Raw genomic sequence first — 17,874 nt, forward strand, 5'->3', positions numbered from 1 at the left:
TGGGCTGCTGTCCCAACGCGACGGCAAAGCCGACGCCAGGTCGCACCGAACTGCGCTCGGAGAGGCTTGTTCCGCTAAACGGCTTGTCTTCTTTCTAATATTAGCAAAGTCTTGACAAAGGCCCCGCCGGCCCCAGACTCGTTAACCATGCCAAACGGCTTGAGCATTGGCGGCGAAGTCGCCATCGATGCAATCATCATCAGGATCGTCGACGGCCGGACCGGTCTGTCGACCCCGGGCATCACCATCCCCATTCGATCCCGACGCCGCCGAAAGAAGGCCAAAGACAAGATGGATATTATCTGGGCCTGGCAGCGTTGCGCATGAGAGGAACGGGTAGACCCAGCGGAATGTTAACTCCGTCAGTCCCGGTTCGAATACAGGTTCGCAGCTGGAACTTACCGTGAGAATTCAATTGCTTGGGATATGTCGTCTGCCGGCATCGCTGTCCGCCGGCTTCGCCCATGACGATATATTAGCGAATTAACGAATCGTAGACCGCGCTGTCCTATTCTGGGACAGCGCGGAGACTACCCATCGGCCGCGCAGGCGGCTCCGGCTTTCAGGCAACCCTACCCCTGGCCGGAGCCGCCACGTTCTACATACCAGCAAGGGTTGAATCAACCCTTACCAAGCATCCTTACTGGTGCATTTTGCCGATCGTTAGATTTTGAAATACCGAGGATGTTATCCGTGCCGCCCGGGGGATTGCCATTGAGCGTGGTTGCACGCGGCCCGTCATGATCCTTCCGCCAGGTCCGATAGCATCCGGCAATCAGCCCAAAGGCTTCGCCGATCATATTAGCGATCAACGATGTATTAACGACTAAGGCGCAGCCTTGCCGGATCGGGGACGAGAACCGCCCCCTGATCGACGATCCGGCACTTTATGTGCCGAGACGTTCGACCGATGCGGAGCCAAACGCATGAGTGTCGAAACAGCGCTGGCGCAGCTGTTGCGCATGCTTCACCGTCGAGCCTTGAACCTGGCGGCGTTGCCGGACGATGAAAGACTTGCTCATTACGACCTTATCCGCCGCTCGTGCTGCGGAGCAGCCGAGCAAATCGGCCAAAGCCCCGACAATGCAGCCATCACGGCAAACAGCGTGGTTGAATTTACCCGGGCCATGGTGGGCATCATCGAGGCAAGGCGCGGGTAAGAAGGCGGCGAGGAGGAGCTGATCGGCTGTCGGGGGCAACCGGTCATGGCAAAGGGCGCAGCCGAGACCGCGCCCTTTCTCTATCTGCCTGCGCCGGACTTCTGCTCCGCCTACTCCGCCGCCTCGTATCCCGCGATGCCCTTGATCTCTAGAAAATCCTCCAGCCCATACTCGGCATATTCGCGGCCGTTGCCGGACTGCTTGTAGCCGCCGAAGGGCAGGCCGGCGTCCCAGGTCGGATAGTTGATGTAGACGTTGCCGGAGCGCATGCGGGCCGCGGCCTGGCGCGCCTTCTCGATGTCCTTGGCCTGGATGTAGGAGGCCAGGCCGAAGACGGTGTCGTTGGCCTGTTCGATCGCCTGCTCGACCGTGTCGTAAGGCATGATCGACAGCACCGGCCCGAAGATTTCTTCGCGCGCGATGCGCATGTCGTGCGTCACGTTGGCGAAGACGGTCGGGCGGACATAGTAGCCGCGATTGAGCTCGGCCGGACGGCCTGGGCCGCCGTCGATCAGGGTTGCGCCTTCGTCGATGCCGCTCTGGATCAGGTCTTGAATCTTGTCGAACTGCAGCTGGCTGACCACCGGGCCGAGCTTTGTTGCCGGCGCGTCAGCCGGGCCGACGGTGAATTTCTCCGCCGCCGTCCTGGCATAGCCGGCGGCCTCGTCATGCCGGTCGCGCGGGACGAACATGCGCGTCGGCGCGTTGCAGGACTGGCCGCTATTGCCGAAGCAGCCGGCCACGCCCTTGGTGACCGCCCTTTGCAGATCGACGTCGGGGAACAGGATATTGGCGGATTTACCGCCGAGCTCCTGATGCACACGCTTCACCGTGTCGGCGGCCGCCTTGGCGACGAGGATGCCGGCCCGCGTCGAGCCGGTGAAGGACATCATGTCGACATCCGGATGGCTGGCCAAAGCCTGGCCGACAGTTGGGCCGTCGCCGTTGACGAGGTTGAAGACGCCCTTCGGCACACCGGCCTCGTCCATGATCTCGGCGAAAATGATGGCATCGAGCGGCGCGATCTCTGACGGCTTCAGCACCATGGTGCAGCCGGCGGCGAGCGCCGGGCCGACCTTGCAGGTGATCTGGTTGAGCGGCCAGTTCCAGGGCGTGATCAGGCCGACGACGCCGATCGGCTCCTTGACGATGAGCGAGGAGCCTTTGACATGGCGAAACTGGAAGCTCTTCAGCACCTCGGCCATCTTCTCCAGATGCGCCTGGCCGACGCCGACCTGGCTGTCCAGCGCCATCTGGCGCGGCGCGCCCATCTCGCGCGACACGGCGAGCGCAAGGTCCTTGCTGCGCTTTCTGTAGACCTCGATCACGCGGTTAAGGATGTCGAGGCGCTCCTCGACTTCGGCGAAGCCGAAAGTGGCGAAGGCCTGCCTGGCGGCCGCGACCGCCTTGTCGACATCGGCCTTCGTGCCCAGCGAGATCTGCGCGAAGGCATCCTCGGTGGAGGGATCTATTACATCGAAATTGTTCGGCACCACCGGATCGACCCAGGCGCCGTCGATATAGAACTGCAGATCGTGCGACATATCTTCTCCCTTCGGCGCGCCTGACGGGCGTCATATTCCGCCAGAGATAACGACGCGCGTATGGCAAACGCAAGACCGCGTCGTTGAGCTAGACGCGGCGCCGTGCCGCGGTCCGCTAAGCGTTAGTCCTCGAAGGAACTGGCGGCCACATAGATCGCGGCAAGCTTCTCGATGCCGGCCTGGTCCTCCTTGTCGAAGCGGCCGGGCAGCGGGCTGTCGAGATCGAGCACGCCGAAGACGCCGTCATTGTCCCTGAGCAGGACCACCAGCTCCGAACGCGAATCGGCGTCGCAGGCGATGTGGCCCTCGAACTCGTGAACATCCTTGACCAGCATCGACATGCCCAGATCGACGGCGGTGCCGCACACGCCCTTGCCGACGGCGATACGCATGCAGGCCGGCTTGCCCTGGAAGGGGCCGAGCACCAGCTCCTCGTCCGATTGCAGGAAATAAAAGCCGGCCCAGTTGAGGTCGGGCACCATCTGGTGGATCAGCGCCGAGGTGTTGGCGGCGTTGGCGATCGAGTCGCGCTCGCCTTCCAGCAGCGCCTTCAATTGCGTGGCCAGCTCGTTGTAGAAGGCCGGCTTGTTGCTCGTGTCAATGGCCGTTGCCGCAAACATCCTGGTCGTTTCTCCGTTGCTAGGGCGCTGACGCGCCCGCTACAGTTTCGCCTTGTCTGCCACCAATGCTCCGCGCGGGAAATACAAAAATCGTGAGCGCCATCCTCGCCAACCGAAAACGCGACCGCGCGCAGCCGGAGGCACGCGAGACTCCGCTCACCTTCGCGGTGCTGGTCTTTCCCGGCTTTCCGATGATGGCGTTTTCCTCGGTTATCGAGCCGCTGCGCGGCGCCAATATTCTTGCGAAGCGCGACTGCTACCGATGGGTGATCGTCGGCGCGGATGAGGGCACGGTCGAGGCCTCCAACGGCGTCGTCATCCAGCCCGGCTTCTCGGCGGCAGAGGCGCCGAAGGTCGATCGCATCGTCGTCTGCTCCGGCGGCGATGCCGATCATGTCGTGGCCGACGAGGCGATGAGCTGGATCCGGAAAAGCCTGCGCGGCGGCGCGCATATCGGCGCGGTGGCGGATGCGGCGTTCTTCCTTGCCCGCGCCGGCCTGCTCGACGGCCATGCCTGCACCTTGCACTGGACCAGCCAGGCCGCTTTCACCGAGGCGTTTCCCGACATCGAGCTCAGGCGCGATCTCTTCGTCATCGATCGCAAACGGTTCACCTCGGCGGGCGGCGTCGGCAGCCTCGACATGATGCTGGAGATCGTCACGCGCGACTATGGCGCCGAGCTCGCCGCGGGCGTCGCGGAATGGTTCGTACACTCTCCATTGCGGTCGAGTGTCGACCGCAAGCTTATGCCGCTCCGCCTCCGCACCGGGGTGCAGAACGAGCTGGTGCTGTCGGCGATCGCCATCATGGAGGACGCGGTTGAGGAACGGCTCGGCATGGCGGAGCTGGCTGAGCGGCTTGGCGTCTCGCCCGACAAGCTCGAGCGCAATTTCCGCGCCGAGCTGGATATCTCGCCCAACGGATATTACCGGCGGCTCAGGCTAAAACGCGCCGCCGATCTGCTGGCGCATTCGACGCTGATGGTGCGCGATGTGGCGCTGGCCTGCGGGTTTGCTTCGATGTCGAGTTTCGCGCGGGCGTTTCGCGAGGAGCATGGGCACGCGCCGAAGGCGGCGCGAAGGCATTAGGGTGCGCTTTTCTGCTTCCACGCCGAGTTCTCTCACACCCCCTCTGTCCCGCCGAGATTGCAGTGACGGCATCGTTCGCGCGGCAACCGGCACGACATTTGCGGAATACCGCACAAGCTCCGTATCCTTCCCGGCTATGTTCGCGGGGACAGGAGGCGCCCATGAGCATCGTCGTTTTCGATCCCGACAGCACTGAGGATGTGGACTTCAAGGACCGCATGCGCCATCCGGCCGCGGCCGATCCCGCCGGCGGCATGTGGCTCTCCGACACCGAACCGTCCTTCATCGACGCCGACGCGCTGCGTAAGGGCAGACTTACCAAGCTGCGCGCCTGGATGCGCGAGGCGGGCTATGGCGCCATCGTGCTGTTCGACCCCTATAACCAGCGCTATGCCACCGGCTCGCGCAACATGTTCGGCTATTTCCTGCGCAATTCGACCCGCTACTTCTTCATCCCGACCGACGGGCCGATCGTGCTGTTCGAATATCCGCAGAGCTACCATGTCTCGATGGTGCTGGACACGATCGACGAGGCGCGGCCGTCGAAGCTGGTCTGGTCCTCCGTGTCCGGCCGTGACGACGAGACGGCGGGGCCGTTCGCCGACGAGATCACCGAGCTTCTGAAGAAGCATGGCGGCGGCTCGATGAAGCTCGGCCTGGACCGCTGCAGCCATCTACAGGCGCTCGCCCTGGAAAAGCGCGGCTGCGAGGTGAAGGACTGCCAGGGCGAGATTCTTGCCGTGCGCGCGGTGAAGACGCCGGAGGAAGTGAAATGCCTGCAGGCCTCCATGGCCGGCGCTGAAGCCGCGGTGGCAGCCGTGCGCGAGGCGATCAAGCCCGGCGTTTCCGAAAACGAGCTCTTCGCCATTATGTATCACGAGGTGATCCGCCAGGGCGGCGAGTTCATCGAGACCCGGCTGCTGACCTCAGGACAGCGCACCAATCCGTGGTTCAACGAGGCGAGCGGCCGCAAGATCAGGCCGGGCGAGCTGGTCGCGCTCGATACAGACACGATCGGCTGCTACGGCTATTATTCCGACTTCTCGCGCACCTTCCGCTGCGGCCCAGGCAAGCCGACGCCTTATCAGAAGTCGCTCTACCGAATGGCGCACGACCAGGTGCAGCACAACATTTCCATCGTGAAACCCGGCATGGCCTTCCGCGAGATCGCCGAGAAGGCGTGGAAAATCCCGGATCGCTTTGTCGACCAGCGCTACACTTCGGTCATGCACGGCGTCGGCATGCATGGCGAGACGCCCTTCATCGCCCACGCGATGGACTACGAGACCTACGGCCGCGACGGCATCATCCAACCCGGCATGGTGGTGAGCGTCGAAAGCTATATCGGCGAGAAGGGCGGCCGCGAGGGCGTCAAGCTGGAAGACGAGATCCTGATCACCGAAACCGGCACCGAATTGCTCTCGCGCTTCCCTTATGAGGATGAGTTCCTGGAGCCGCAGGTTTGATGCCGATTGTTCACATTGACGATGTATCGCTTACTCTCGGAATAGCCGCGGCGCCCATGGATTTCGTCATCCTAGGGCGGAGCGAGGAGCGCAGCGACGCAGCGCAGACCCTAGGATCCATGCCATGACGTCAAGGCCACACAACGGCTACAGAATTCTGCTCCGCTGCACTCCTCGGCATAAGTCACGGCATGGATCCCAGGGTCTCCGCGACGGAGCTTCGCTCCTGCTTCGCCCTGGGATGACGAAGGTGGCGACGCCCGCTGCCTGCGAACCAGCCGCATTCGCATGAAGAATCCCATTTCCATCCGGCGCGGCACGGCGGCCGCAGTGTTCATCGATCTCCAGGAGGAGCATCGCAAGGACAGGCGCTATCTGGTCGAGGGCTTTGCCAACATCCTCGCCAACGTCCAACGCCTGCAGGAGGCGGCGCGGCGCAATTTCGTGCCGCTCTATCATTGGGCCTATATCGTCGACCTCGCCGAGGCGCGGCCGTTCCATCCGCTCGACCAGAGCGGCAAGTCGGCCTTCTCCGACAAGGACGATCCGCTGACGGCAATCTGTCATGAGGTGGCGCCACGCGAAAGCGAAGCCCTGCTGGTCAAGCAGGAGGCGAGCGCCTTCGGCAAGAACGACTTCGCCGACAGGCTCAAGGCCTCCGGCGTCGAATGGCTGGTGATTGCCGGCGTATGGACCGAGGCCTGTATCGACGCCACGGTGAAAGATGCGGTGGCGCGCGGTTTTCGCGTGCTGCTGGTAAAGGACGCCTGCGGCAGCGGCAGCAGCGCCATGCACCAGACCGGCATCCTCAACCTCGCCAACCGGCTCTATGGCGGCGCCGTGACCAACACGCTCGACGCCTGCCGGCTGATGGCCGGTGACACGGTAAACGTGTGGCAGGTGGAGGGATCGGTGCCGCTGCGCTTCACCTTCGAGAACGCGGCGCAACTTTACGCAGAGCTGTGACGGCGATGACCGGCGACCCAGCCGATCCGGCAAGGCGCGCCTCTGCCGCGCGCGGAACGATCGAACGGGCGATTACCGCCGACATAGCGAGGCTGGGCGCCAGCGATGAAGCGCTGATCTCCCCCCAAGGCGGGGAGATCGCCGGCAGGCCGAAGGGGCGCGCGAAGGATCGCGACCTACCCCAATCTTGAACTCAAGCCAATTCGTCATCGCAGCGGCACTGAATAGCTGAGACGGCGGCGGGACAGCGCGCCCCTCTGCCCTGCCGGGCATCTCCCCCACGAGGGGGGAGATCGGCTGTTCGTACGCCTGCGGAACAGCGCACAACAACTGCGGAAAACCAAACATTGCGCTGCGGAAAGCGGACCTATCATCGCTGAGCAGGCAAGGGCGCCGCCAGCGGTCGCATCCGCCGCAGGCATGGCGACGCCGAAGCGCGCACAGGCTTTTCGTGCAAGTCGTTGCCCCAAAACCGCAGCACACTCTTGGGCGACATGCACCAACAGAGGGAACGACGATGAAATTCATGCTGACCGACAGAAAACTGCACCCGCGGGCAAAGCAGACCGCGGAGGATTTCAAGACGGGCGCGATCAGCCGGCGCGAGTATCTGGCGCTTATGGCCGGCTTGGGCGTCAGCGCCGTCGGCGCGCTGGCGCTGGGCGGCCTTGCCCCCTCGCCTGCCCGCGCCGAGGAGCCGAAAAAGGGGGGCACACTCCGCGTTGCGATGAACGTGAAAGGCTTCAAGGATCCGCGCACCTTCGACGGCGTAGAGATGTCGAATGTCGCGCGTCACTGCAATGAATATCTGGTGCGCTGGAAAACCGACTTCTCCTTCGAGCCGTGGCTGCTCGAAAGCTGGGAGACCAGCGACGACGCCACGACGATCACACTGCATGTGCGCAAGGGCATCACCTGGTCGAACGGCGACACCTTCAATGCCGACGACGTGATCCACAATCTCAACCGCTGGTGCGATGCCTCGGTCGCCGGCAATTCGGTCGCCGCGCGCATGGGCGCGCTGGTCAATGCCGACACCAAGAAGCCGGTCGACGGCGGCATCCAGAAGGTCGACGATTACACCGTCAAGATCAACCTGCCCAAGCCGGACATCTCTCTGATCGCCGGGATGGCCGACTATCCGGCGCTGATCATGCACCGCTCCTATGAAGGCGATGCCGATCCGAAGAAGGCTTTGGCCATCACCACCGGCCCGTGCGAGTTGGTGAGTTGGGACGCCGAGACCGGTGCGGAGGTGAAGCGCAAGGACAAGCCATGGTGGAAGGGCGAGTTCTACCTCGACGGCATCAAGTGGGTCGACTACGGCTCCGATCCCAACGCCATGCTGTCGGCCTTCGAATCCGGCGAGATCGACACCGATCACGAGACCGCCTCGGATGCCGTGTCGCAGACCGAGCAGATGGGGCTCGAAAATTCCGAGATCGCTACCGGCTCGACCATCGTCGCGCGCTTTAATGTCGGCAACGCGCCCTATGACGACGTCAAGGTGCGTCGTGCCGCCCAGCTTGCCGTCGACAATGCGGCCGTGCTGAAGCTCGGCCTCGACGGCAGAGGCAAGCCCGCCGATAACCACCATGTCGGGCCGATGCATCCGGAATTCGCCGATATCGGCCCGGCCAAACGCGATGTCGAAGCAGCGAAGAAGCTGCTGGCCGAATCCGGCAAGGCCGACCACGAATACGAGCTGATCTCGGTCGACGTCGAATGGCAAAAGAGCACCGCCGACGCGATCGCCGCCCAGATCCGCGAGGCCGGATTCAAGATCAAGCGCACCGTGCTGCCGGCCGCCACCTTCTGGAACGACTGGAGCAAGTTCCCCTACTCCTGCACCGAATGGCTCGGCCGTCCGCTCGGCGTCCAGGTGCTGGCCCTGGCCTATAAATCCGGCGCCGCCTGGAACGAAAGCGCCTATTCGAACAAGGAGTTCGACGAGCTTCTCGATAAAGCACTTGCCACGCCGGACGCCTCCCAGCGCAAGGAGATCATGGCCGAGATCGAGCAGAATTTGCGCGACTCCGGCATCATCATCCAGCCCTACTGGCGCTCGGTCTACCGCACCTACCGCAAGGGCGTGCAGGGCTGCGAACAGCACCAGGCGCTCGAGCAGCATTTCGAAAAGGTTTGGCTGGAGTCCTGATTCCTCCCAGGACCGAAAGGGCCAGCGTGGCTCGGCAGAGCCGCGCCGGCCAATCGGCATTTGCCAAGCTCCAGCCTTTCGGCTCAGATTGCGCCGGACCGCCCCCCGCCGGCTCGGAATGCGAGAAGCAGCAAGGCATGGACCATTTCGACCTCGGCACCTACAGGCGCCCTATCTCCACAACCTCGGCCGAGGCGCAGCGCTGGTTCGATATCGGGCTGAACTGGTGCCGGGATTGCAGGCGAAATTGGCCACGGCACAGGTCAAGACCGACGTCGCGATCTCCTCGTCGTGCCTGTGCCGGACGAGTGCGCAGTCAGACCACTGCTGTTGTCATTGAGACGGCGGCCGCCCCCCTATTGGAAGGCGGCCTGGCCGTTTCTAAGAGAAGATCTTCGCCAGCTCGTCGACGCTGGTGCCTTCCTTGACTTGGCGCAGTTCGATATAGCTGACCGCGGTGGCGACGGAGAGCACCATCGACACTACAGCCTGCACCACGGCGGCTCCCAGTTCAGCGAGAATCCCGCCGAAAAGGAGCAGAACCACCAGGATCCCCCACTGGATGACCATCGCGATGATGATCAGGATCAGGAAGAGACCGAATAGCGACCAGCGATTGCCCTTGGTCAGCGCGCGGCTTCGCGACATCGAGCCGAACACGCCCAATCGCTCCTGAATGAGGACTGGAACCGACATCGACCAGCCGAGCCACAGGATGATGCCGGGAACGATCAGCGCGATCATAGCAAGCGCTGAGCCGACGCCGACGAGCAGGCCGATCGCGAGCGTCGGCAGCAGGAAGCGGATGGCAATCTGCACGCTGTCGCCGAAGGATGGCCGCCTTCCGTTCAGATCCTCGATTGTTGCCCGCACCAGTGAGGACTGGAGCAGCAGCGTAAAGACGAAGGAAATCAATCCCGCGAGGATGCTGAGATAGGAGTTGCGCAGCACCGCGTTTGGATCCGCCATGGCACTCGGATCGCCATTCATCACCGCTTCCATCTGCGGCTGGGTCCATAACCTGATGAGCAGCGTCGGCAGGCCGGCGAACAAAAGCCCAAGCCCGACGCAGAGTCCTATGTTGCGCGTGATGATGGCAAAGGTGCTGTTGAACACCCTGCCGATTTCGAGTCTGCCTGGTCGTCCCAATGTCGCAGTGGTCATGATAGCTTTCCCCCGAGCCGCCGCCAATTCGGCAACTTCAAAGTAAATTTGCCAAGAACGGCGGGCTTCGTCCAGTGGACTTGCAATCGGCGATGTATTTCTGGTGTCAGCTGCGCCGGCAGCAGCTCGTCGTGGCGACGGCTGGCAGACGTTGTCAATGCATCATTGCGCCGGAGCACCCGCGGGGTATCGAACCCAGCATACGGTCAGAGCTTGGTCGTCATGATCAGGACGTTTCGATCAGGCAAAGACTTTGGCAAGATCTTCAACGCCGCCGTCATCCCGTAACCGCAAAAGTTCAATGTAGCTGACCGCCATGACAATCGCCGTCAGGACGGGCTCTGCCATGGCGCCATGATCGTAGTCTTGCGATGGGTGAAGAAATCTGACGGCATGCGCAGCGCTCGGCCTCTCACGCCAAACCCAGCCTCCGCCTCCTATGAGAATATCTCCGCCAGTTCATCGACGCTGGTGCCTTCCTTGACCTGGCGCAGTTCGACATAGCTGACGGCTGCCGCGACAGAACCCACCATCGAGCCCATGCTCTGGACCATGGCGGCCACTACGGCGGCGGCGATGCCATGGAAGAGATAGACAGCCACGCCGCTGATGGATTGGATCACCAGCCCGATGATGACCAGGATCACGAAAAGGCCCAACAGAGCCCAGCGGCTGCCTTTGGTCAGGGCGCGGCTGCGCGACATCGAGCCGAAGACGCCCAAGCGCTCCTGAATGAGCACCGGTATTGCCACCGACCAGCCGAGGCCTAGGATGATTCCGGGCACAAGCAAGGCAATCGAGGCCGCGCCCACGCCGAGCGCGACAAGCAGACCTATGGCCACCGTGGGCAACAGGAAGCGGATCGCTGTTGCAATGGAATCGCCGAAAGTCGGCTTCTTGCCGTTCAGATCCTCGATCGCCACCCGGACAACGCTCGACTGCAACAGAAACGCAAATGCGAGATAGAGTATTGCAATGACTGCGGCTCCAACGATGAGGCCGATCTTGTAGTTTGTGGTCGCCGCGGCGAAGTTCGCGGGATTTCCAGGATGGGAATTCAGGCGCAAAAGCTGCGTGACGAGCTGCGGAAGGCCTGAAAACAGCAGCGCGAGCCCGACGCAAAGTCCGATGTTGCGACCGATGACGGAAAACGTGTTGTTGAATACCCGGCCGATCTGAAAACTCTCCGGCCGTGCCAATTCGGCTGAAGTCATGCCGCCCTCCCCTGCTTGGCCGATGCAAGGCCAGCCCGTCCCCCGAAGCAAATCTGCCAGTATTGACGAGACGCGTCCAATCACTTGCAATTGTCCTGCGGTATTGCCAGTGTCGAACGGTGGGTAGCAGGGGAGCGAGTTGGTGACAGCGGCACAGCCGGCCACAGCGGACGCCGAATGGCTGGCCAAGATGCACAAGCAGCTGCTGGCGGACGATTCAATCCAGTTTGACCTGCCGGGGCTGGTACGGCCGGAACCGCCGGAATGGCTGAAGCCCTTTCTGGAAGCCCTGGCGAAGCTCGGCCCCTACATGATCTATCTGTTCTGGGGCGCGGTGATCATCGGCGTCGCGATCATCGTATTCCTGCTCCTCCTCGAGGCGAAGGGCGTCGCCTGGCGGCTGCCGTGGCGGCGCGCCCGCAAGGAGGATGAGACAAAGGAAGAATGGCGCCCGGACGCCGGAGCGGCTCAGATCCTGCTCTCCGAAGCCGACGCGCTCGCCGCGCGCGGCGACTATGACGAGGCGGTGCATCTTCTCTTGCGCCGCAGCGTCGCCGACATCGCCACCCGCCTGCCCGACTTCCTGCGCCCGTCGCTGACCGCGCGCGACATTGCCGCCGCGAGTTCCATCCCGTCCCGGCCACGCACAGCCTTCAGCGAGATCGCGCGCATCGTCGAGGCCGCGCTGTTTGCCCGCCGGCCGGTCGGCGCCGAGGGCTGGCAGCAGGCGCGCATCGCCTATGAGCGCTTTGCCTTCCGGGATGCCTGGGCATGAGCGCGGAGGCGACAGAGGCAGCACAAGAACCGTTCGGCCGCAGGACGCTGTTCTGGGGCATCTTCGCCAGCCTGTTGGCGGCTGCCGGATTCTTCCTGCTCTCGACCTACGCTCCCGACTTCCGCCAGCCCCAAGGCGGCGCCACTCCGTTTTCCAAGGGCGGTACCGGCTATGCGGGGCTCGTGGAATGGCTGAAGCTCACCAACGGGCAGGCGCCGCCCATGGCGCGCGGCGAGAAGGATCTGCAATCTCCCCTGGCATCCACCTTCCTGCTGATCGTCACCATCGCTCCCAACAGCGACCCGGCGGCGCTTCAGCGCATCATCAAGCTCCGCTCGGGCAGGCACACGCTGTTCGTGCTGCCCAAATGGGTCACCTTTCCGCAACCGGGCCAGGAGGGTTGGGAGACGAAAATCGAGCGGCTGCCCGATACGGTGGTCAACGACTGGCTCGGCCGCATCGCCAAGGCCAAGCTCGGCGAAGGCAAGCCAACGGTCGATCGGATCGATGTAGCAGGGCGCAAGATCGCCTTGCCCGAGGAGTTGCAATGGGTGGCCGACAATCATCCGCTGATTGCCGCGGGCGACGGCAAGGCTGTTCTCACCGAGCTCGACAGCGAACCGTTCTACATCTTGACCGATCCCGATCTCATCAACAACGCGGCGCTGAAGGATCCGCAGAAGGCGGCAGCGGCGCTCGACATGATCGCCATGCTGGAGCCCGCCAAGGGCGCGGTCATGTTCGACCTGACGCTGCACGGCATCGGCCAGAACTACGATCTCGGCAAGCTCCTGGTCGAGCCGCCCTTCCTGGCGCTGACGCTGTCGGTGCTGATCGCGGCCGCCCTTGCCTTCCTGCATGGGCTCGGCCGCTTCGGGCCGCCCCGCACCGAGGATCGCGCCATCGCCTTCGGCAAGCGGGCGCTGGTCGACACCACGGCAATGCTCCTGAAGCGTGCAGGACGGCTGCAAGAACTCGGCGACCGCTATGGCGCGCTGATGCGCCAGCGCGCCGCCGCGCTGCTTGGCGCGCCGCACGGGCTGCAGGGCGAAGCGCTCGACCGCTGGCTGGATTCCCGCGACAAAAACGAAGCGAACGGCTTCACCGCGCGGTTCAAGGCTGCGAACGATTCCAACACATTGGCCGCAATGCATGAAGCAGCAGAAGAGCTGCATGACTGGACGGCAAGGAGGCTCGGTGAACGTCGATGAAGTAAAAGCCCTGGCGAGCGCGATCAGGGAAGAAGTGGCTAAAGCGATCACCGGGCAGCGCGATACGGTCGATCTGATGCTGACGGCGCTGTTCGCCGGCGGGCATATATTGCTCGAAGGTCCGCCCGGTACCGCAAAGACCATGACCGCGCGCTGCTTCGCGCAGGCGCTCGGCGTCGCCTTTGGGCGCATCCAGTTCACGCCCGACCTGATGCCCGGCGACATCGTCGGCGCCAACATCTACAATTTCCAGACCGGCCAGTTCACGCTGACGCGCGGCCCGATCTTCTGCGACCTGCTGCTTGCCGACGAGATCAATCGCACGCCGCCGAAAACGCAGGCCGCCCTCCTGGAAGCCATGCAGGAGCATGCCGTTACTTTCGACGGCACGACCCATTCGCTCGGCAAGAACTTCATGGTGGTGGCGACGCAGAACCCGATCGAGCACCAGGGCGTCTATCCGCTGCCCGAGGCTCAGCTCGACCGTTTCCTGTTCAAGCACCGGGTCAGCTATCCGGACGCGCAGGAAGAACGAGCCATCATCATCCACCACGGCGGCGGCTCCGCCTCGCACAACATCGAGCAGTACGGCATCAAGGCGCAGACCGACCGCAAGACGCTGGAGGCGGCGCTGGCCACGGTGGGCGACGTCACGCTGGTCGACGACGTCGTCGGCTACATCGCGGCCCTTGTGCGCGGCACGCGCGAAAGCCCGGATCTGGAGGTCGGCGCCAGTCCCCGCGCCGGCGCCATGCTGGCGCGCGCGGCGCGCGCCCGGGCCGCGCTCGACGGCCGCAACTATGTCATCCCCGACGACGTCAAGGCTTTAGCCGTGCCGGCGCTGCGCCACCGCGTCATCCTCTCGCCGGCGGCGCAGATCGACGGACGGCTGGTCGAGCAGATCGTGTCCGACCTGGTCGACCAGACGGAAGCGCCGCGTTGATCTATCCGAGCGGCAGAGCGGTATGGGCAGCGGCGGCGGGAGCGATTCCCGCCTTCCTGATCGCGCTCGCGCTGCCGCATGTCTGGTATCTCGGGCTGCTCTGGATTTGCGCATTGCTTGCCTTCCTGGCGGTCGACGCGGCGGCCGGGCGCGGTCGCGCATCGCTCAGCGCCACGCTCACCGCGCCGCCGCACGTCGGCGTCGGCGGACGTTTCACGCTGCACATCGCGGCCGGTCTCGGGGCGTGGACGCGCCGGCTACAGGCGCGCGTCGGGCATGACCAGCGGCTGGCGCCGGTCAACGGCACGGGCGGCACACTGCCGGCTAATGGCAGCACGCTCGATCTCGAATTCGACGCCGTTCGGCGCGGCATCGCCAGCTTCGATCGGCTATGGCTGCGCTGGCAAGGTCCGTTCGGGCTGATCTGGAACCAGGCCGTGCTGCCAGTGGACCGCAAGATTGCGGTGCTGCCCGATGTCAGCCGGGCGCGCGACGAGGCGATCACGCTGCTGCAGCGCTCCGCTCTTGCCGACGGCCACGCGCAGAAGCGCGCCGGCCAAGGCCGCGAGTTCGAGGCGCTGAAGGACTACCAGCCCGGAATGGGGCGGCGCATGATCGACTGGAAGCGCAGCGCCCGCCACGGCAAATTGCTTGCCCGCGAATTCCGTATCGAAGAGAACAACAACATAGTTTTAGCTATCGATAGTGGCCGGCTGATGTGCGAGCCGGTCAAGGGCGTGCCGAAAGTCGACCGTGCCGTGACGGCCGCGCTGTTGTCCGCCTTCATTGCGCTCAAGGGCGGCGATCTCGTCAGTCTGTTCTCCTTCGACGCCAGGCCGCGCATTTCCAGCGGCGCCGTGCGCGGCTCGCCGAGCTTCACCATGATCCAGAAGCGCGCCGCCGAGATCGACTATTCGACCGAGGAGACCAATTTCACCCTGGCGCTGACGACGCTCGCGGCGAAGCTCGACCGGCGCTCGCTGGTCATCGTCTTCACCGATTTCGTCGACCCGATCAGCGCCGAGTTGATGCTGCGCACCGTCGGACGGCTGACCGAGCGGCATCTGGTGCTGTTCATGCTGATGAAGGATGTCGAGCTGGAGACCTTGGCCGATATGACGCCTATCGCCCCGGAGGATGTGGCCCGCGCGGTCACCGCCGGCGACCTGCTCAGGCAGCGGCAAGTGGTGATCGGCAGGCTCAGGCTGCTCGGCGCGCATGTCATCGAGGCCGACCATCAGCGGCTCGGCCCGGCGCTGGTCGAGCGCTATATCCAGCTCAAGGAGGAAAACCTCTTATGACGCTGCCCGCCGGCACCCATGCCGTCCGCCAGTCGCTGGCAAGCTTCCGCCAGGAGCGCGAAGCCGACTGGAAGGCGTTCGAGGCGCTGCTTGCTCGCGTCGAGAAACGGGCGCCGCGCGCGCTGTCGGAGGACGAGCTGCTGTCGCTGCCCCTGCTCTACCGCTCGGCACTGTCCTCGCTTTCGGTGGCGCGCGCCACTTCGCTCGACAGCGCGCTGATCGCTTACCTCGAAGCGCTCTGCCTGCGCGGCTATTTTTACCTCTATGGCGCGCGGCGATCCTTGAGAATGCGCATCGGCGACTTCTTCCTGCACGACTGGCCGGCGGCGATCCGCGACCTGTGGCGCGAAGTATGGACGTCTGTCGCCCTCACGGTGATCGGAGCCATCGCCGGCTATTGGCTGGTCGCCTCCGACAAGCGCTGGTACGACGCCATCATCGCACCGAGCCTCGCCGGTGGACGCAACCCGGATTCGTCGGCCGAGATGCTGCGCAGCGTGCTTTATGGCGGCGGCGACCACTTTCTCTCGGGCTTCGCTGCTTATCTTTTCACGCACAACACGCAGGTGGCGATCCTGGCGTTCGCACTCGGCTTCGCCTTCGCGGTGCCCAGCGTGCTGATCATCCTCATGAACGGCTGCATGCTTGGCGCCATCTTCCAGATCTATGCCGCCAAGCGGCTGGGTTTCGAGCTCGGCGGCTGGCTGTCGATCCACGGCACGACGGAGCTGTTCGCGATCGCCATCGCCGGCGCGGCCGGCATGCGCATCGGCACCAGCATCGCCTTTCCAGGCGAACTGACGCGCATGGCCGCGGCCGCACGAGCGGGCCGCGTGGCGGCGACCGCGATGGTCGGCGTTGCCGTGATGCTGTTGTTTGCCGGCCTGCTCGAAGGCATCGGCCGGCAGACGATCACCGGCGACATCGCCCGCTATTCGATCGGCGGCGGCATACTGGCGCTCTGGATTTCTTATTTTTACCTGTTCCGGATGATGCGGCATGGCAACGGCTAGGAATCCCGCCGCGCTGGTGCGCCCGCTGGTCACGCCGGAGGGCGTGGACCTGCGAGTCAAGCTGGCGGATGCCGGGACGCGAGCTTCGGGATTCCTGCTCGATGTGGTGATCATAGTCGTCGCCGCCGTCGCGGTCAGCCTTGTCGCGATCTTCGGCCTGGGCGGGCTCGGCGTAAAGGACGCCGAACCGCTCGTCATCGTCTGGATCATCTTCATCTTCCTGCTGCGCAACGTCTATTTCATCGCCTTCGAGGCGGGCCGGCGGGCGGCGACGCCCGGCAAGCGGATGGTCGGCGTCCGCGTCGCTTCGCGCAGCGGCGCCGGCCTCACCCTTGACCAGGTCATCGCGCGCAATCTGATGCGCGAGATCGAGGTGTTCCTGCCGCTGTCGATCCTCGCCGCACGCGGCAGCGCCGGTGTCGCCGACACGCTGTCGACCATCTTCGGCCTGGTATGGGCGCTGCTGTTCTCGCTGTTCCCGCTCTTCAACCGCGACCGGCTTAGGATCGGCGACCTGCTCGCCGGAACCTGGGTGGTCGAGGCGCCGAAGGTGGCGCTGCTCGAGGATCTGTCGCTGCGCAAGGATCCCATTACAGCCCGCTTCCAGTTCAGCGCGGCGCAGCTCGACGCCTATGGCATTGCCGAGCTGCACAAGCTGGAGGAAGTGCTACGCCGCGACGACTATTTCGCGATGAAAGCGGTGGCGGAAACGATTGGCCGCAAGATCGGCGCCAGGGTCGAGCCGGTCGATTCAAAGGCCTTCCTCACCGCATATTACGGCGAGCTGCGCGCGCACCTGGAACGCAAGCTGCTGCTGGGCAATCGGAAGGCGGATAAATACGCGCAGTAGACGCGTCAGCGAGGCCGACATGAAGACGTCGTTGTCCGAATTTGAACTTCAGGAAATGGAATCGCGGGCGGCGGCAGCCCGACCCGGTCCATGGAAGTCTTGGGTCGAAGGTCGGGATTTCGACGGAGGATCCAACTTCATCCAGACCGGCAACGGCGCAGAGCGCGGCGAGGACATTGAAATGTCCCGTGCGACCGTCGAGGATCAAGATTTCATTGCGGCTGCACGCCAGGACGTCCCTCGCCTGGTCGCGGAAGTACGCCGGCTGCGCGCACTTCTCAATCAGACCGAATAAGCCTCAGCGCCCTCGCCTAGCTGTGAGCTTTCAGAAGGTTGTCCATTCGGACCCGACCGAGGAGACTGGAGTTACCACGCTTCAGATTCGCCGGAGGGCCCGAATG

Annotated in this window: 18 protein-coding genes; 14 read left to right on the forward strand and 4 right to left on the reverse strand. The window is 64.0% G+C overall.

What is annotated here, in order from left to right:
• Window positions 1-147: 147 nt before the first annotated feature.
• Both CK220_RS29435 and CK220_RS29440 read left to right on the forward strand, forming a co-directional pair.
• Window positions 148-327, forward strand: a complete 180-nt coding sequence (locus CK220_RS29435) for a hypothetical protein (RefSeq protein ID WP_095814880.1) — start codon at window positions 148-150, stop codon at window positions 325-327.
• A gap of 599 nt (window positions 328-926) precedes the next feature.
• Window positions 927-1,160: a hypothetical protein gene (locus CK220_RS29440; protein WP_067329916.1), complete on the forward strand. Its 234-nt coding sequence runs from the start codon at window positions 927-929 to the stop codon at window positions 1,158-1,160.
• Between the two features lie 110 nt (window positions 1,161-1,270).
• On the opposite strand, the gene CK220_RS29445 is transcribed toward CK220_RS29440, so the two are convergent.
• Both CK220_RS29445 and CK220_RS29450 read right to left on the reverse strand, forming a co-directional pair.
• A complete protein-coding gene (locus CK220_RS29445; RefSeq protein ID WP_095814881.1) occupies window positions 1,271-2,704 on the reverse strand; it encodes an aldehyde dehydrogenase family protein in 1,434 nt (477 codons plus the stop codon).
• A gap of 122 nt (window positions 2,705-2,826) precedes the next feature.
• A complete protein-coding gene (locus CK220_RS29450; protein ID WP_095814882.1) occupies window positions 2,827-3,324 on the reverse strand; it encodes a GAF domain-containing protein in 498 nt (165 codons plus the stop codon).
• Between the two features lie 191 nt (window positions 3,325-3,515).
• On the opposite strand from CK220_RS29450, the gene CK220_RS29455 reads away from it, so the two are divergent.
• From CK220_RS29455 to CK220_RS29475, 5 genes are all read left to right on the forward strand, one after another.
• On the forward strand, window positions 3,516-4,412 hold the full coding sequence (locus CK220_RS29455) for a GlxA family transcriptional regulator (RefSeq protein ID WP_245429448.1): 897 nt from the start codon (window positions 3,516-3,518) through the stop codon (window positions 4,410-4,412).
• 161 nt (window positions 4,413-4,573) lie between these two features.
• On the forward strand, window positions 4,574-5,878 hold the full coding sequence (locus tag CK220_RS29460) for a Xaa-Pro peptidase family protein (RefSeq protein WP_095814883.1): 1,305 nt from the start codon (window positions 4,574-4,576) through the stop codon (window positions 5,876-5,878).
• Between the two features lie 288 nt (window positions 5,879-6,166).
• Window positions 6,167-6,844, forward strand: a complete 678-nt coding sequence (locus tag CK220_RS29465; protein WP_095814884.1) for an isochorismatase family protein — start codon at window positions 6,167-6,169, stop codon at window positions 6,842-6,844.
• A 5-nt stretch (window positions 6,845-6,849) separates the two neighbouring features.
• Window positions 6,850-7,035 carry a hypothetical protein gene (locus tag CK220_RS29470; RefSeq protein WP_095814885.1) on the forward strand — a complete coding sequence of 62 codons (186 nt, stop codon included), beginning with the start codon at window positions 6,850-6,852 and terminating at the stop codon, window positions 7,033-7,035.
• A 326-nt stretch (window positions 7,036-7,361) separates the two neighbouring features.
• Window positions 7,362-9,002: an ABC transporter substrate-binding protein gene (locus CK220_RS29475; protein WP_095814886.1), complete on the forward strand. Its 1,641-nt coding sequence runs from the start codon at window positions 7,362-7,364 to the stop codon at window positions 9,000-9,002.
• 381 nt (window positions 9,003-9,383) lie between these two features.
• Here the strand turns inward: CK220_RS29475 and CK220_RS29485 are convergent, their stop codons facing one another.
• Both CK220_RS29485 and CK220_RS29490 read right to left on the reverse strand, forming a co-directional pair.
• Entirely contained in the window at window positions 9,384-10,166 is a 783-nt protein-coding gene (locus CK220_RS29485) for a hypothetical protein (RefSeq protein ID WP_095814888.1), read from the reverse strand.
• 437 nt (window positions 10,167-10,603) lie between these two features.
• Window positions 10,604-11,464, reverse strand: coding sequence for a hypothetical protein (locus CK220_RS29490; RefSeq protein ID WP_245429445.1), 861 nt, complete (start codon window positions 11,462-11,464; stop codon window positions 10,604-10,606).
• 58 nt (window positions 11,465-11,522) lie between these two features.
• On the opposite strand from CK220_RS29490, the gene CK220_RS29495 reads away from it, so the two are divergent.
• The 7 genes from CK220_RS29495 to CK220_RS29525 are packed head-to-tail and all read left to right on the forward strand — an operon-like array spanning window position 11,523 to window position 17,768.
• On the forward strand, window positions 11,523-12,155 hold the full coding sequence (locus tag CK220_RS29495) for a DUF4129 domain-containing protein (protein WP_095814899.1): 633 nt from the start codon (window positions 11,523-11,525) through the stop codon (window positions 12,153-12,155).
• Complete coding sequence (locus tag CK220_RS29500) at window positions 12,152-13,366, forward strand: hypothetical protein (protein ID WP_095814890.1); 1,215 nt, start codon at window positions 12,152-12,154, stop codon at window positions 13,364-13,366. Before CK220_RS29495 ends, CK220_RS29500 begins: the two co-directional genes overlap by 4 nt.
• Entirely contained in the window at window positions 13,353-14,309 is a 957-nt protein-coding gene (locus tag CK220_RS29505) for a MoxR family ATPase (RefSeq protein WP_095814900.1), read from the forward strand. The genes CK220_RS29500 and CK220_RS29505 overlap by 14 nt, the downstream gene beginning before the upstream one ends.
• Complete coding sequence (locus CK220_RS29510; RefSeq protein ID WP_095814891.1) at window positions 14,306-15,610, forward strand: DUF58 domain-containing protein; 1,305 nt, start codon at window positions 14,306-14,308, stop codon at window positions 15,608-15,610. The genes CK220_RS29505 and CK220_RS29510 overlap by 4 nt, the downstream gene beginning before the upstream one ends.
• Complete coding sequence (locus CK220_RS29515) at window positions 15,607-16,623, forward strand: stage II sporulation protein M (protein ID WP_095814892.1); 1,017 nt, start codon at window positions 15,607-15,609, stop codon at window positions 16,621-16,623. The genes CK220_RS29510 and CK220_RS29515 overlap by 4 nt, the downstream gene beginning before the upstream one ends.
• Complete coding sequence (locus CK220_RS29520) at window positions 16,610-17,473, forward strand: RDD family protein (RefSeq protein WP_095814893.1); 864 nt, start codon at window positions 16,610-16,612, stop codon at window positions 17,471-17,473. Before CK220_RS29515 ends, CK220_RS29520 begins: the two co-directional genes overlap by 14 nt.
• A gap of 19 nt (window positions 17,474-17,492) precedes the next feature.
• Window positions 17,493-17,768: a hypothetical protein gene (locus CK220_RS29525; RefSeq protein ID WP_245429446.1), complete on the forward strand. Its 276-nt coding sequence runs from the start codon at window positions 17,493-17,495 to the stop codon at window positions 17,766-17,768.
• Window positions 17,769-17,874: the final 106 nt, after the last annotated feature.

The organism is Mesorhizobium sp. WSM3860 (assembly GCF_002294995.1).
Lineage (GTDB): Bacteria > Pseudomonadota > Alphaproteobacteria > Rhizobiales > Rhizobiaceae > Mesorhizobium.

Coding starts and splice junctions, on each gene's coding strand:
- CK220_RS29450 (WP_095814882.1), bottom strand. CDS start 3,324: ATGTTTGCGGCAACGGCCATTGACACGAGCAACAAGCCGGCCTTCTAC.
- CK220_RS29455 (WP_245429448.1), top strand. CDS start 3,516: ATGATGGCGTTTTCCTCGGTTATCGAGCCGCTGCGCGGCGCCAATATT.
- CK220_RS29520 (WP_095814893.1), top strand. CDS start 16,610: ATGGCAACGGCTAGGAATCCCGCCGCGCTGGTGCGCCCGCTGGTCACG.
- CK220_RS29470 (WP_095814885.1), top strand. CDS start 6,850: ATGACCGGCGACCCAGCCGATCCGGCAAGGCGCGCCTCTGCCGCGCGC.
- CK220_RS29500 (WP_095814890.1), top strand. CDS start 12,152: ATGAGCGCGGAGGCGACAGAGGCAGCACAAGAACCGTTCGGCCGCAGG.
- CK220_RS29515 (WP_095814892.1), top strand. CDS start 15,607: ATGACGCTGCCCGCCGGCACCCATGCCGTCCGCCAGTCGCTGGCAAGC.
- CK220_RS29440 (WP_067329916.1), top strand. CDS start 927: ATGAGTGTCGAAACAGCGCTGGCGCAGCTGTTGCGCATGCTTCACCGT.
- CK220_RS29525 (WP_245429446.1), top strand. CDS start 17,493: ATGAAGACGTCGTTGTCCGAATTTGAACTTCAGGAAATGGAATCGCGG.
- CK220_RS29485 (WP_095814888.1), bottom strand. CDS start 10,166: ATGACCACTGCGACATTGGGACGACCAGGCAGACTCGAAATCGGCAGG.
- CK220_RS29445 (WP_095814881.1), bottom strand. CDS start 2,704: ATGTCGCACGATCTGCAGTTCTATATCGACGGCGCCTGGGTCGATCCG.
- CK220_RS29460 (WP_095814883.1), top strand. CDS start 4,574: ATGAGCATCGTCGTTTTCGATCCCGACAGCACTGAGGATGTGGACTTC.
- CK220_RS29435 (WP_095814880.1), top strand. CDS start 148: ATGCCAAACGGCTTGAGCATTGGCGGCGAAGTCGCCATCGATGCAATC.
- CK220_RS29465 (WP_095814884.1), top strand. CDS start 6,167: ATGAAGAATCCCATTTCCATCCGGCGCGGCACGGCGGCCGCAGTGTTC.
- CK220_RS29475 (WP_095814886.1), top strand. CDS start 7,362: ATGAAATTCATGCTGACCGACAGAAAACTGCACCCGCGGGCAAAGCAG.